At 54.6% G+C, this 13435-nt stretch carries 12 protein-coding genes and 1 tRNA gene; 7 read left to right on the top strand and 6 right to left on the bottom strand.

Going from position 1 to position 13435, the window contains the following annotated elements:
* The coding region (locus JW937_06240) for a hypothetical protein (GenBank protein MBN1587008.1) at window positions 1–961 on the top strand (961 nt) is incomplete at its 5' end.
* Window positions 962–1173: 212 nt separating this feature from the next.
* On the opposite strand, the gene JW937_06235 is transcribed toward JW937_06240, so the two are convergent.
* Both JW937_06235 and JW937_06230 read right to left on the bottom strand, forming a co-directional pair.
* Window positions 1174–1410, bottom strand: coding sequence for a hypothetical protein (locus JW937_06235; GenBank protein ID MBN1587007.1), 237 nt, complete (start codon window positions 1408–1410; stop codon window positions 1174–1176).
* A gap of 42 nt (window positions 1411–1452) precedes the next feature.
* Window positions 1453–1635: a hypothetical protein gene (locus JW937_06230; GenBank protein ID MBN1587006.1), complete on the bottom strand. Its 183-nt coding sequence runs from the start codon at window positions 1633–1635 to the stop codon at window positions 1453–1455.
* Between the two features lie 55 nt (window positions 1636–1690).
* Between JW937_06230 and JW937_06225 the strand changes: the two genes are divergently transcribed.
* From JW937_06225 to JW937_06215, 3 genes are all read left to right on the top strand, one after another.
* Entirely contained in the window at window positions 1691–1888 is a 198-nt protein-coding gene (locus JW937_06225; protein MBN1587005.1) for a hypothetical protein, read from the top strand.
* Window positions 1889–2006: 118 nt separating this feature from the next.
* Window positions 2007–2708 carry a C39 family peptidase gene (locus JW937_06220; GenBank protein MBN1587004.1) on the top strand — a complete coding sequence of 234 codons (702 nt, stop codon included), beginning with the start codon at window positions 2007–2009 and terminating at the stop codon, window positions 2706–2708.
* A 130-nt stretch (window positions 2709–2838) separates the two neighbouring features.
* Window positions 2839–3837 carry a transporter gene (locus JW937_06215; GenBank protein MBN1587003.1) on the top strand — a complete coding sequence of 333 codons (999 nt, stop codon included), beginning with the start codon at window positions 2839–2841 and terminating at the stop codon, window positions 3835–3837.
* Here the strand turns inward: JW937_06215 and JW937_06210 are convergent.
* Genes JW937_06210 through JW937_06195 form a run of 4 tightly spaced genes read right to left on the bottom strand, consistent with a single transcriptional unit; the run spans window position 3834 to window position 8272 of the window.
* Window positions 3834–4778: a response regulator gene (locus tag JW937_06210; protein MBN1587002.1), complete on the bottom strand. Its 945-nt coding sequence runs from the start codon at window positions 4776–4778 to the stop codon at window positions 3834–3836. The two genes, JW937_06215 and JW937_06210, sit on opposite strands and share 4 nt — an antisense overlap.
* Window positions 4778–5539, bottom strand: a complete 762-nt coding sequence (locus JW937_06205) for a response regulator (protein ID MBN1587001.1) — start codon at window positions 5537–5539, stop codon at window positions 4778–4780. The genes JW937_06210 and JW937_06205 overlap by 1 nt, the downstream gene beginning before the upstream one ends.
* Window positions 5529–7061: a GAF domain-containing sensor histidine kinase gene (locus tag JW937_06200; GenBank protein MBN1587000.1), complete on the bottom strand. Its 1533-nt coding sequence runs from the start codon at window positions 7059–7061 to the stop codon at window positions 5529–5531. The genes JW937_06205 and JW937_06200 overlap by 11 nt, the downstream gene beginning before the upstream one ends.
* A 2-nt stretch (window positions 7062–7063) precedes the next feature.
* A complete protein-coding gene (locus tag JW937_06195; GenBank protein ID MBN1586999.1) occupies window positions 7064–8272 on the bottom strand; it encodes an FIST C-terminal domain-containing protein in 1209 nt (402 codons plus the stop codon).
* Between the two features lie 127 nt (window positions 8273–8399).
* On the opposite strand from JW937_06195, the gene JW937_06190 reads away from it, so the two are divergent.
* From JW937_06190 to JW937_06180, 3 genes are all read left to right on the top strand, one after another.
* Window positions 8400–8475: transfer RNA gene (locus JW937_06190), tRNA-Glu, on the top strand.
* A 721-nt stretch (window positions 8476–9196) separates the two neighbouring features.
* The gene (locus JW937_06185) at window positions 9197–10174 is read left to right on the top strand and encodes a hypothetical protein (GenBank protein ID MBN1586998.1); all 978 of its coding nucleotides are present in this window, start codon (window positions 9197–9199) and stop codon (window positions 10172–10174) included.
* Window positions 10175–10176: 2 nt separating this feature from the next.
* Window positions 10177–13435 (top strand): hypothetical protein (locus JW937_06180; GenBank protein ID MBN1586997.1); only part of this gene is annotated, 3259 nt, incomplete at its 3' end.

Raw genomic sequence — 13435 nt, 5'->3', positions numbered from 1 at the left:
TTCCGAAGAGGCAGCCTTCGCTTCCAGCGATGCCACGACGGATAACGCCAATGCGAGCGCCAGCGCTGATTACGATCAGAACAAGGACTACGAGCAGCACGCCACATCCAATGATTCTGCTGAGCAGAGCAGTTCTTCAGCATGGTCTCAGGATAAGGACTTTGAAGAGTCCGCGAGTGATGCTTCAGCAGCGGATTCCGCTGAGTACAGCCTGTTCACGGATAACAGCACCCAGAATGACACCGAAGACGTTGCTTCAAGCGCAAAGCAGACCTCCTCTGAGGCTGCCAGCCAAGAGCAAGCTGCCTCCTCCGATTATGATCTGGATGAGCAGAGTGCCAGCAGCAGCGAAGCCTCTACCGAAGACATCATCAACGATGATCATTCGGCAGAGCAGTCTTCAGAGATGACTGATTCCTCAACCTACAACGAGACCACGGATAGCGTGGATGACTCGGCCAGCCAGTCCACTGAGGACCACACGGCCAAGTCCAGCTCTGCCAGCACTGAGGAGCAGGCCTCCGCACTGGATGAGGCTCAGAAGGGTACGGACGATGCAGAGTCCGCCAAGACTGAGTCCGTTCTCAATGAAAAGACAGAGACCGAAGATGTGATCGACGGTGTCGAGACCACGACCACCGATGCCAATGAGCAGGAATCGGCTGAGGAGAAGACGGATGTCGAGTCCACCAAGAACACGGTTGTGGACAAGAGCACCCTGGACACCTTCCGCGAAGAGCTTCAGAAGCGTCTTGAAATGAGCTCCAAGCGCCGGAACGACAAGAACAACACCTTGACCATCTCGAACTCGCAGAATGAGCTCCGTGTGGTGAACAAGGTGACTTCAGTGGACAGCACCAACTTGATTCAGACCAATATCACGGCCAACGTCAAGGCTGGCGCTACTTCCACCACGCAGTTGAACCAAGCAGTGGTTAACAGCAATCCAAGCAGTCTCTAAACCAACCCGCGGGGAGAGGGCCTTGTGCCCTCTCCCAGCCTTTTGGATCAGATAAGGATAGCAATGACATCCAAATCTCGAAAATTTCAGCAAAGGCAAAAACGCATGGGTTGGCAGCTTGTCTGCGCGGCTCTCGCACTGACCTTGGCAATGCCGCCGGTCAGCGCGGAAGCCAAACGACAGGAACTGACCGATTCAGTGATGGACGGTATTCATGCCAAGGGCTTGGCTTTTGACATTGTTATCGAGCCCATTGTCATGCTGCCGAACGCTCCATCTAAACCGCTTGTGCCTGAAGCGTTGTCGGCCCCCATCGTCCCCGCAAGTCCCTTGGCTCCGGGGAAACCCGAAAGTCCGGGGACACCTAGCCTGCCACAGGCGCCCGCTTCCGTTGGGGTGCCGACAGCGCCGACGGCTCCATCTGCACCAGATGAGCCATTCAGTCCCACATCACCGGTAATACCGGCCGCAGCCCAAGAGGCAGTTGTTCCTCAGGTCGTGGCCACGGTGGTTGGGGGAGAAGTGTTGGAGAACTCCGGGACAGTCTCACCGGCTGTTCCGCTTTCTCCGTCACTTCCGTCTTCACCTGTGGCTCCCGCACAGCCAGTGTCTCCGGCCGTCCCCGCGACGCCTTCGACACCGACTGCGCCGGCCACACCTGTGACTCCGAGCACTCCGGCGACTCCTACGAGTCCGAGAAGTCCGTCCGCGACTGCAGTACAGGTCGCAGTGCCCGAGAGCTATTCACAGGTTGTGAATTCCGTGAATATCAGCGGATCGCAGAATGGGTTCAGCGGTTTGGTCAGCGTGACAGCTGTTGACAGTGTGGTCCCTGTCTTGCTGAATGTTTATATCAATATCGATAGTCAGTCTGGGAATTCCACCAACATCAACGTGTTGGATTTGAAGATTCTCACTTCTGAGTAGAGATATAACGCATTGCAAATAAGTGAGTTACGAGTGAACGCGCGTGGTGTCCTCCGGGATACCGGGCGCGTCACTCGTGCCTCGCTTTTTGAAGTTTGACACATATCACGGAGTCGCAATGAAGAGATTGTTGATCACCACAATCGGCCTCTTGATATCTTTCAGTATGGCCCTTCCCGGCTATGCGATGAACATAGGTTTTGGCGGGATGCGCATGAACGTGAAGGTGAAGAACTACCGGGAGATGCGAAACCGCAATATTGTGCAGCAGGGAATCGACTACAGTTGTGGTCCGGCCTCTTTGGCCACCTTGCTGACTTTTTACCTGGGCGAGGACGTGTCTGAAGCCGAAGTGATTGAGTACTTACTGGATAATTTGAGCGAAGAGCGCTGGGCGCTCATTGAGGAGCGTCACGGATTCTCGCTTTTGGATTTGAAGGTGTTTGCCCAGAATAAGGGTTTTGAGGCGGCCGGCTACCGGATGGATCTGGAGGGGCTCCTGGAATTGGGCAAACCGGTGATTATTCCCATACGCGTGAAGAACTACGATCACTTTGTGGTGTTTCGCGGTGCCAAAGGCAACCGCGCCTACCTCGCGGACCCCGCCTTGGGGAACCGCAGCATGCTCCTCTCACAACTGGGCAAGATTTGGAAAGGTGTCGGCCTGGTTGTGCAGCGCCCATCTGAGGACGGAGAGGAAGGCGGAAGGTATCCGCTCGCGATCGGTAAAGAGGAGTCGCTGATGCCCCAGGATATTGTGGCGGGGCAGGCAATTACCGAAAACCAGCTCAGCAATTACGTCTCCTTTTCGGAGTTCTAACCTATTTAATTATAAATAGTTAAGTATTTTATCACAAACTGGCATAATTCGATATCAGACACCGGAGCCTTGTTCTGGTATATTGGTAGCCTTGTTTTATGAGCGCACACAGAGGAACGGGAGACAGACAATGAAACACTGGCGGACAATAACGAGGACTGCGGGGGCGCTTTCTCTAGTAATGCTTTTAGGTGTAGGAACTTATGTGCCGGGCCTGCACGCGCAGGAGGGCCTTTTTGAGGAGCCGCAGGCAGAATCCGAAGGCGATGAGGCCTTGGATGTGGCCATGGTGCAGGGGGGCAGCCTTCTGCTGGCCCCCGGGCGCTGGCAGATCGAGCCTTCGCTGACCTATGCGAATATTGTTTCCAATAACCTGAACGTGATCGGCTTGAGTATTGCGGGGATTCCTGAGGTTACTCTGTTTGCGATTACCCAGAGCGAGAAGATCCGCCGCGATATTCTGATCCCTTCGTTGACTATTCGCCGGGGCCTGACTCAGCGCACCCAGGCAGATGTCCGCATTCCGTATCGTTTCCAGTGGCAGCGGAACAGTACCGGGGACGGGACGGAGGAAACTTCCAGTGCCAGTGATATCGGTGATATTGAAGCCTCTCTGTCCTATCAGCTGATGAGTGAGAGCGTGGGCCGGCCCGGCCTGATCTTCAATGTGGGCGCAAAGTCCGACACGGGTAAATTCACCTTTGAACCGGGACAGGTCTCCACGGGAACAGGTGGCTGGTCGGGCCGCACAGGGCTGCTTTTTGTTAAGACTGATGACCCGATGGTGTTCTTCGGCAAGATTGGCTACACCTACAACGGGGATGTGGATGTGAACTCCCCCACAGTGAATACCTTGGAGCCGGGGGATACCGTGGAATTTGCCCTGGGCGCTTCTGTGGCCTTGAGCTACAGATCGGCCCTGAGCTTTGCGGTGAGCCAGGCTTTTACCTTTGAATCCAAACAGGACGGCCGGAGTCTCCCCAATAGCCAGCTCAGCAGCGCGACGCTTAAAGTGGGGGTCACCCACTCGCTGACTGAGAATATGTCCATGGATTTAGGCGTGACAGCCGGCCTGACGGATGATGCCCCGGACGTGACCTGGGATATCCGGGTGCCGTATACCTTCTAGTCAGAAAACTCCTCGTCCTGGCGTTGGTCGGTCACATAGACCGATCCTTCTTTGGTCTTGGCGTACTTCTTGAGATCTGCCCCGATCTCGCCGACCTCGCCGATATGTGTGATAGGCCGGTTTTGGTTAGTGACCACTCCGATGGAGAGGGAAATCAGCGGGAAGCGGCGTTCCTGTCCCTTCCGGTCAGCCCCCTGGATATAGCCGCGTTCCCGGTCTTCGGCGCGGTAGAGCTGATGGGCTGAGGGTTCGAATTCCGCGATGATTTGCCTGCAAATCGGCTGCACACGATCCGGATGTGTGACGACCACAAAATCATCCCCTCCAATATGCCCGATAAAGTCAGCGCTTGTTCCTTTGTCATTTACGGCCTTTACGATTGTCCGGGCTGTATGGCGAATCATTTCATCTCCCCGTTCAAATCCATACTGATCATTAAAAGCCTTGAAGTTGTCCAAATCAGCGTAACAAACCGCAAAGTGCTGTTTGGAGGCGATCCGGGCTTCAATCTCGTTAAAAATAGAGGCATTGCCGGGAAGCCGGGTCAGGGGATTGGCGTCCAGGGCCGCTCCGGTGCGCCTGAGAATCATACGCACGCGTGCCAGCAGCTCCACCTGTTCGAAGGGTTTGATGATGTAATCGTCCGCGCCGGCATCGATGCCTGTAACTTTGTCCGCGAGTTCTTTTTTGCCCGTGAGCATGATAACGGGCATGTGCCGCAGCAGGAGGTCCTGCTTTAGAAGGCGGCAGAGTTCAATGCCGTTGATTTTGGGGATATTGTAATCCAGAATCGCCAGGTCCGGCGGTCTGCGGCGGATACTTTCCAACGCCTCTTCGCCGTCCATTGCAGAGTGGACTTCATAGTCCTCGGATTCCAGCGTGATCCGGAGCACATCCAGGATGTCTTCGTCGTCGTCGACAATCAGTATCCGGCTATGCATTACTCACCCGCCTCGCCGAGCGCGTGACCCAGGACAGCTCGAATGTGGGTCAGCAGAGCTTCAGGTTCAAATGGCTTGGGCAGGAACTTTGTGGCGCCCAGGCGCAGCCCTAATTGGACATTTTCCTCGCCGGTCATGCTGGACAACAGGATGATCGGCACGTCACTGGTGCGGTGATCGGATTTCATGCGTTTGATCACCTCAAATCCGTTGACTCGGGGCATTTTGATATCGAGGATGACGATATCGGGTTTGAAGCTGAGCATTTTGTCCAGACCTTCAGCCCCGTCCCCGGCCTTTTCGGTCACAAAGTCAAACTCTTCCAGCCAAGTGGTGATGAGGTCTACAATTCCGGGGTCGTCGTCAACGACGAGCACCCGCGTAGGTGTCTGAGATCCGGGTCTTGGCGATGCCAGCGCATTGCGCACACTCTGGATCAGGTTGTCTCTTTCAAAGGGTTTGCTCAGGCGGTCGGCAATCCCGTCGATAACCTCTGTCTTGTCTGCAAAGACCGAGAGGATAATGATCGGGATATGTTCAGTCTCCGGGTCTTGCTTCAGGAGCTCGCAGACTTCAATCCCGTCCCTTCCGGGCATCATCACATCTAAGGTAATCAAGGTGGGTTTTGCGCTGTGGGCCAATTCGATGGCTTCATCCCCGTTTCCTGCTTCCAGCACTTCATAGCCCTCTTCTTCCAAGAACTCCCGAATGATTTCCCGGATATCCGGTTCATCGTCAACAACAAGGATCTTATGAGACATGGGTTTCTTCCTGAGCTTTTGCTTTGGGGATTGTGAAGTGGAAGGCAGTGCCCTTGCCGAGCTCGCTCTCCACCCAGATTTCCCCGCCGTGTGCATCTACGATGTGCTTAACCAAAGACAGCCCTAACCCGGTACTTTGCTGGGTTGGGTTTACGATTTCATTACTTGCTTTGTAGAACTCCTGAAAGACCCGGGGCAATTCCTCGGCGGAAATGCCCACTCCGGTGTCGCTGATCGCGACTTGGACGCAGTCTTCCTTTTCTTTCGCCGTAATCCGTACATAACCCTTTGAAGGAGTGTACTTTATGGCATTTGAAAGCAGGTTCATGAAAACCCTTTCCATCTGCTGGCTGTCGGCCAGAATTTCGGGAAGGGAGTCAGGAGTCGAGACCTCAAGCTCCAGGTTGGTCTCCCGGACCTGCGGCCTCACGATATCTGCGGCTTCATGTATTATGTCGAGCAGATTAGTAGGATTCAAGGCCATTTCCACCTTGCCGGATTCGATGCGGGAAATATCCAACATGTCGTTGATCATCCTCACCAGGCTGTTGGAATGCTTATCGATTTTTTGTAATCTCTCTTTAACCTTTTCGTCGACATTGCCCATGCGTCCGGAGATTAGGATACTCGCGTAGCCCTTAATCGAGGTCAGGGGAGTGCGTAACTCGTGAGAAACGGCGGAGACAAAATCGGATTTCATTCGATTGATATTGATGAGTTTCTCATTTGCCTGGGCGAGTTCCTGGGTTCTCTGCTGGACGCGGCGCTCCAAATCCCGGTGAGATTTCCAAATCTCGGAGTAAAGCCTGGAGTTTTCAATGCCCCCGGCGATCTGGCTGGCCAATACTGAAATGGTCTCGAGGTCCCCGGCAGTGATTTGGGCCATGACAGATTCGTTTCCCAGGAGTACGGCCCCCACCGTTTCTTCTTGCACCTTGACGGGGACCGAAAGGTATTTTGTGCAGCCCAGGGCGCTCGCCAGCGCTTGCTTCCAGGCCTCTGCCTTCTTGGGATTTTCGCAGAGAAAAGGCTGCTTGAGTCCGGGAATGACTTGACTAAATTCCTCGCTTTGCAGGATCTTGAGAAGGGTTTTGAGCTCCTCATCCGTATAGCCCAAGACTCTCTTGCACTCGTAGTTGGGGCCTTCCTCGGGTTTGAGCAGGATCACCCCGCGGTCAAAGCCGAGTTGGGCAATAAGAGGTTCGGTAATGTGGTCGAAGAGTTTTTCCACATCAAAGGTCCGGCTCATAAAAGTGCCCACTTCGTGGAGGGTTGCGAGGCCGTTTACTTTTTTGTCGAGCTCCTCTTGAATTCGGTTGAGTTCAAGGTCGGTTTGGGCCAGGATTTTGGCCTGGTCGTCGAGTTCGTCATAAGAGGCTTGCAAGCGATGCAATTCCCCCGAAGCTCTTTCACGGGCCTTAGCGCTTAGGGTGGCGGCAAGTACGGAAACAAAGGCCAGGAGGCCCATCAGAAAGACGGTATTTTCCAGGATCCAGTCCAGAACGGATTTGGCTTCATCCACGGTCATTCCCCCAGCAGCACCACAACGATGGATTCGTTGTGGAAGTGCGTTTGGCCCATATGGCGTATTGCCTTGAGTGGGGCCTGTTCCCCATAAGTATAGAATCCGGCCAATGGCACGCCAGCGCCGATAACCTTTTGGACAATCTCCAGTTCTTCTTCAGCTCTGCGTCCAAGGAGTTGGTGCCTTGACGCTGATTCAAAGATCAGGGCCAGCTTGGGGCTGGCCTTTCCAAGATTCTTCTTTGCTTCCTGGGCAGCCTGCCGGGCTGCGGTAATTGCCGAGGTCTTAGTCCCCATCATCAGGCGGACCTCCGATCCCTGGGGCACTTCTGCCCCGCAGACCACTGCGCCGTTGGCCTGAACCCGCATGGCGTTACGGACCAGGTACTCGGTTTCATCCGGAACGGAAAGGCCCAGGGGATAAAGCAAAGCCATCCGGGTGAGCGACTGGCTGCGGAGTTCACGAGCCTTGTCTCCAAAATAGTCGTCATAGACGGAAACCGCGGGCCGGTCATCGATCTTTTCGATTGTATTGCTGGAAGACTGGGTCACAGTTTTGGGTTTGCCCAGGGGTTTCCATCCGTGCCGGGCGCCGATTCCCACCGAGATGTTTCCCGCGACCAGAAGACACACGACGGAATCACTGAGTACCTTGTCTTCCAGGAACTGATGGGTTTGAACAAAGTGCAGGTCATCTCCGGCTGAACCCCCGACAATCGGGAAACTGTTTCCCATGACATTCTGGAGCCCGCGGACTGTTTCCGCACAGTTGCCCTTTAATCCTTCCGAGAGCATGAGAAGAAAGTGACGGCGCAGGGGATGTGAACCCTTAAAGCGCTGGTCCAGCATGAGTTTGGCCTCCCGGCCGGCCTCATACCCTGCGGCCCGGGCATTATGGCTGATATTCTGTCCCAGGCCCACACCGTAGGCCATATCCGGATTTGTGATGGCAACGACCACCACGGATTTGTGGGAAGGGCCTTGGGAGGTGATTTCTCCGGCTGTGGTGCAGCCCACCAGGATTCCGCTTCGGGTGATGGTCCGGATTCCCCTGAGAAGAGCCTCCGGAGAATAACGAGCTGACGAAAAGACCAGTAATAAGGTAGAATCTTCCGATGAGCTCTGAGACAGCGCTATGCGGGCTGCCTCGCGCCCGGCCTGATAGGATTCAGGGAGTCGGCTGACTCCTATTCCAGTGCGGATTGGCATCGCTCTTGCTCTTGTTCAACCAGTGCCCAAGGTTCTCAACTTATGGTATGCCATAAGGTTGACAAGTTCAGTACCGAATGTTAACGTCAAGTATACCATATCATTTTGTGCTGTAATGCTTTGGTGTGGCCCCATCGTCTAGTGGCCTAGGACGCATGGTTCTCAGCCATGAAACCGGGGTTCGATTCCCCGTGGGGCTGCCATTTTTTAGACACGTACACAGCGCCATGCCACATCATACCCCTTAGTACTAAAGAATCCAAACCGTATCACAGTCCTAATATCTTTTAATTAAATGAGATATAGACTCGGGTATTAGTCTGCAAAGATTCATTTTGTTGCGTGCGCTTGACCCGTGTCCTATTGGAAGGCATATTTGTGGGTAGACGTTCTTGAAGCGATGGGAATTCGGGGGTGATCGGGCTTTGAGCTTCTGTGGATACAGCGCTTCATTTTACCTCATGGAGCAAAACCAAACCGTATCATCAATCGGGAAAATCGAAAATATGTTGATTTGTGCGGGCAAAAGCATTTTTAATTGTGTCCTTAATTAATGGTCGTATGAATAGGTTATGGAACAAGTATTATGTACGTAAAGTACCTTTTATTAAGCCTCTTAGGGCTTGACATCGTGTACAAATGAGGCTATATTTGAAGCAATTAACAAGGGTTTTTAGACACCCTTGTTAATGGAATTTAAAATATTCTGAACTCCTATTAGAGATCTTTTGGCTGGATTGATAGACCGGAGGAATGAGTGCAAAAAGGCTACAGGACTTATACCAAAGCCGTTTCTATACCCATAAGAGGGTACATAGGGGCGGTTCTGTCTGCTGCCTTGCGATTTCAGCCGAAGCGGGTGAATCGATGACCGGGAACCTTCGAGAGCGCACATGGGCCAGAGGCCTCCTAGGGTTTTTGTTTATGACGCTGATCCTGGGGCAGGTGAACTGCGCTTATGCTGCGCCGCTTCAGTTGGCTGTTGCCCAGGAAGCCCAGGAAAGGGCGGGTACGCGCTTTGGGGTGAGCGGCGGCGAAAATATGCCTCTCAAGGATTTAATTCAGCTGCGCCAGAATCACATCATGCGCATGATGGAACGTATTCGCGAATCTCAGGCCATGGCCCCGGCTGATCTGGCCAGCAGCCAAAAGCTGGCGGATCAACTTCTCAAGGGGCTGCAGGAGATTCGTCTGAATGGTTTGGGAGACTCCGGCCAAAAGCCTGCTGACGAATCTTCCGAAGAGCCTCGCATTGATTTTGACTACCATTCCGGATTTTTTGTTCTTTACGACGACGAGGGCGTGGCCTTTGTCTTGTACGATTACAGCATTGACGCGTTTAGCCGGCCTGAGGATGACGAAGAAGAGCACGCCGAAGCTACTCTCCAGGGAAAAACCGGGGAGCTGGAGGACTTGCTGCGCAGTATGGTGAGCGCAGATACCACGTTGCATTTGCAGGTTGCGCCTGGAGGTGCGCCTGTCGTTCCGTGGGTGCATTATGTGGCTGCAGGGGAGATTGCCGAGAGCGTTAGCACGGACCGGAGCCTGGAGCAAGCGGCTCGAATTGCCGTTGCAGGGCACCATGAGATGCACCGCGATGCATTCCGCCGCACACGGAAGGGGCGGAAGGAGCCGGATGGAGAGACAATATTGGCTGCCGCAGGCAGCCGCGTTTCCCCCCTCTCTTCTCCCAGATCCCTTCAAATCCCGGAAATTCCAGAAAAGCAAAGCAGCAGAAAACAAGAGATTATCGGCCTGTTTACCGGCGCGGCGGGATCCGCGCCTGGGGAACAGGTCTTTTTTGCGTTTACGACGATTGTGTTTTTCACTGAACCGGGCCTCTCCATGCCGCTTGGCCGCAGTTTAGACGCGGCTGGGGATGCCAAAACAATACGGGTGTAGCCATGAGAGACTTCAGATCAAAACCATGGGTCAAGGCGCTCTCGATCTTGATGTGCCAGATCTTCGTCTTTACCCAAATCGATTTTAGCTGGGCTCAGCAAGGGCCCTACGTGGATAAACCGAGTCGAGCCTATGAAGACTCCAACTACCTCCCGCTCATCGAGCAGGAAGAAATGGAGCGGCGCCAGCAAGAACGCATGATGGAGCGGCGCGAAGTCGATCACATGATTTCAGAGATCGAACACCAGAGACAAATGCTCGACTCCGGACTTGCGACCAGTCAGGAACTCATGAACCAGATTGAATCGGCAATTGAGCGGGAAGTCAGCGAAGCGGCCAACCTCGCTGCGCCTGCGGCCGAAACCTACACCCTGTATGACGACGGCATGAAGTCCTTTAGCTATGCCGGAGAGACCTTCAAGATTGAAGGCGAGAAGATTTACAGCTTTGACGGTTCAGTGGCTGTAAAGAACACCTACAACATGAAGTACGACGAAAAGATGATGATCGGGTACGAGGCTGATATCACGGACTCCCACGGCAATGTCTCTCATGTCAGGTGGAGCGGCCGGTACACCGATGGATCGATCTACTATGGCGACAGCAACCCGGAGAGTGATGTCGAGGCCTTTAAGGGATTGGCAGAGTACCGGATGGAAGTGACCGATGCTCTTGGGAATGTCACAACCACCGACTGGAAGGCCCCGGAGGGTGGTTACACGGACAAGCATCTGCGCAAGTTCACCGAGACGGTGACCTTTGTCGGCAAGACAGATACCACGTATTTCGACTACCAAGGCCGCTCCTATTCCATGGATCTGATGTCCGAGATTTTGGGCCCGGCCTTTGAGGGTATGAGTGAGGATGATCTGGTGTCCCTTGGTGTGATCTCCAATATCCAGACGGTCTCTTCAAATGTGCGCACCTCCACGACACGCGAGCGGATCCGTACAGAGTACGAAGGCGCTACAGCCATTGAATGGGAAGAGCTGATTACCAGCAGTGCGGCACCCGGGGTTGTGACACGCAGCGTCACACACCTGGACGAGGTGGTAGACAACAAGGATGCGGGAAGGCCGGATCACATTGTGGCCATGACCACCAACGAGCATATTACCGGAAGTGTGGAGCAAAACGAGTACTACTGGCAGGGGCACCGGACTGACCGGATGAGCCTGGAGCGTATTGCCAGCTCTTTGGACAGGCCCATAGGCCAGCTTATCGGCGAAGGCCTTGCCACAATCCGCGCAACAGAGCGCAGCCTGGATTACCGGCGCACAACCCGTACCTTTGACCGCCAGTTCAACCTTTTTGAGCAGTTGACTTCCTATAAGCAAGAAGTTACGGACCATGTGGGCCGGACGACCCTGGTGGAGTGGACCGCAGGCGAGTATGACGACGTGAGCAATCTGCTCAGCTTTGAGCAAAAGGTCACGGACTTCATGGGCGCGGAGAGTCTGAGCCGCGTGCAGTATGAAGTGGACACCTTCAATAATGTGCGCCGGTCACGGCGTGATGTGACCTCCACGGATCGTGCGGGTATTGTGACCGAGCAGCACACCGAAGAGGTTATGAATACTTTGGGCCAGGTCGTCAGCTCGGTGGTTGAAACTCAAAATGCCGATGGGACCGAGGCCTTGGATCAGACAACGAGTTATTACGATGAGTTCGGCCGGGAGGCGGAGACCTTCCGGTTCCACGTTAATCCGGACTCGACAACGACCTTTGACCACACGGTGCGTTCTTATGACGACTTGGGTCTGGTTGCCAAAGAACTCTCGGAGATCATCGGGCAGGACGGGATCGAGCGCTTTATCGAACGCCTCTTCAACTATGATTTGCTGGGCCGCATCGGAGAAATTTCCTCAGCCACGACCCGGCCCACCCTGGCCCGGGAGACTCCGGGGGGTGTGGAGCTGGACTATGTGACGAGCATGGAGTCCCGGTTCTTTGGTTACAGCGATGATCCCAATCAGACTGACCGGGCTGTGACTGAAACCGTGATTTCGACCCAGCCGACTCTAATCAATGACGAGAATATGCTCAGCTATGTATCCTCGACAGATGTCCACCATTACACCTATGACCGGGATACGGATCAGCTCACCTTTGATTCCATTGATAAGGATCGTATCACCGCTAACGGCAATGAGGTCGGCACGGAGACCCATGCCTATTCCTATGACCGGTACGGCCGTTTGGCCGCGGATCGCACCGGCGGTCTCTGGAAGGTGGGGGATCGCGAGATTGACCACCGGGCCCTGGGCCGTCTCCGCAGCTTTACTTACGATGAGTTTGCCCGGGTTGCCCGCCAGGATGAGGAAGGGCTTTGGACCGAGGCGGGTGAGCTTGTGGACATGCAGGAAGAGGGGACGTCTACCTCTTATATATATAACAACAAGGCCCAAGTGGTGACCGAGACCGTGACCGGGGCTTATGAGCGGGCCGGAACGGATATCGAATATCTGGAGGACGGGGTTGTTACTGATTACGAGTACAACCAGTACACCGGCCAAGTGGATGTGCAGTACACCAGCGGCGGGATTATGCAGGGCGGAGTCCTGCACCAGTGGACTGAAGATGGATTGGTCCCGGCTGCAGCAGACCGCCAGGAGGCTGTTCGCAACGCGGATGAGGGGCTGGCGCAGACGATCATTGACGCGGCCACGAGTCAGACCATTATCGATGCGGTGAGCGATTTTCATGAACCGCCGGGCGGATTCGGCCGTGGAGTAGCTCCGGAGCAAGACGAAAATGTTGCGGCGCCCGCCACGTACTCGATCGGCGGAGAACAGACCCAGCTCGCAGGCGAGACTTCCGGGGGCCAATCGCTTACCGGCAAGACCACGTATTTCGAGTACAACGAGTTGGGCCAGATGATCGGCCAGCGCGAGGTGGGGACGTGGATGGTCGGCGGCCAGCTCAATGATTTCTCAGGGGCGGGCAAGTACACAACATTCTCCTACAACGATGTGGGGCAGATGCTTTCCCAGCATGAGTCGGGCGTCTGGAAAATTGCAGGCACGGTTTATGACTTTTCGAGCGGCCCGGGCCGCACCACGACCTTCTCCTACAACAACGTGGGCCAGATGGTGGGGCAGCATGAGTCCGGTATGTGGACTGTCGGCGGGTCAGTGTACGACTACACCGGTATGGGCAAGACCACGACATTCACCTATAGCGATATCGGCCAAATGATCAGCCAGCATGAGTCCGGCCAGTGGACCATTGCGGGCTCCCTGTACGACTTCACGGGTGTGG

The sequence above is a fragment of the Candidatus Omnitrophota bacterium genome, assembly GCA_016929445.1.
GTDB lineage: Bacteria > Omnitrophota > Gorgyraeia > JAFGIU01 > JAFGIU01 > JAFGIU01.
The sequence above is the reverse complement of the archived record's forward strand: the minus strand, read 5'-3'. Positions and strand labels throughout refer to the sequence as shown.

What these genes read in the sequence shown, in the direction of transcription:
- JW937_06185 (MBN1586998.1), top strand. Translation starts at nt 9,197, where the DNA reads ATGACGCTGATCCTGGGGCAGGTGAACTGCGCTTATGCTGCGCCGCTT.
- JW937_06215 (MBN1587003.1), top strand. Translation starts at nt 2,839, where the DNA reads ATGAAACACTGGCGGACAATAACGAGGACTGCGGGGGCGCTTTCTCTA.
- JW937_06195 (MBN1586999.1), bottom strand. Translation starts at nt 8,272, where the DNA reads ATGCCAATCCGCACTGGAATAGGAGTCAGCCGACTCCCTGAATCCTAT.
- JW937_06210 (MBN1587002.1), bottom strand. Translation starts at nt 4,778, where the DNA reads ATGCATAGCCGGATACTGATTGTCGACGACGACGAAGACATCCTGGAT.
- JW937_06205 (MBN1587001.1), bottom strand. Translation starts at nt 5,539, where the DNA reads ATGTCTCATAAGATCCTTGTTGTTGACGATGAACCGGATATCCGGGAA.
- JW937_06220 (MBN1587004.1), top strand. Translation starts at nt 2,007, where the DNA reads ATGAAGAGATTGTTGATCACCACAATCGGCCTCTTGATATCTTTCAGT.